This is a genomic window from Janthinobacterium sp. KBS0711 (genome assembly GCF_000988085.1).
In the GTDB taxonomy this organism is placed as follows: Bacteria; Pseudomonadota; Gammaproteobacteria; order Burkholderiales; family Burkholderiaceae_D; genus Janthinobacterium; species Janthinobacterium lividum_E.
On record NZ_LBCO01000035.1, the window covers coordinates 121,765 to 122,344 of the forward strand.

The following is a 580-nucleotide window of genomic DNA, read 5'->3' on the forward strand; positions in this document are numbered from 1 at the left end:
CGCTATAGGCCGCTTCCGCCGTCGGATTGGCCAGGGTGGCAGGCGTCAGGATGACCGTGGCCGATGCGACAGTCAGCGTATAGCTTTGCGTGCCGGTGAACTGGTGCGCATCTTCCGCCTGCACGATCAACGTAAAACTGCCGGCCGCCGTCGGCGTGCCGCTGAGCAAACCGCTGCCGCTCAGGGTCAGGCCGGCCGGCAGGTTGCCGCTCGATACCGTATAAGCATACGGAGCGATGCCGCCGCTGGCCGACAGCTGCTGGCTGTACGCCGAAGCCACTGCCGCTGCCGGCAAGGTGCTCGGCGTCACCGTGATGGCGGGCGCGCCAACGCTCAAGGTATAGCTGTTGGTGGCGCTGAATGGCGCACCCGTCCCCGTGCTGCTGTCGGTGGCACGTACGCCGAAGGTGAAGCTGCCTGCCACATTGGTCGTCCCCGACACCACGCCCGTGGATGCGTTCAGGCTCAAGCCAACCGGCAGGTTGCCGCTGCTGATGCTGAAGGTATATGGCGCCGTGCCGCCCGCTGCAGTCAGGGTGGCCGTGTAGGCTGCTTCCGCTGTCGCATTGGGCAAGGTGGC

1 protein-coding gene is annotated in these 580 nt (G+C 66.4%); it reads right to left on the reverse strand.

Going from position 1 to position 580, the window contains the following annotated elements:
- Positions 1-580: Ig domain-containing protein (locus VM94_RS27480; protein WP_200899263.1), on the reverse strand; the 580-nt coding region annotated here is incomplete at both ends.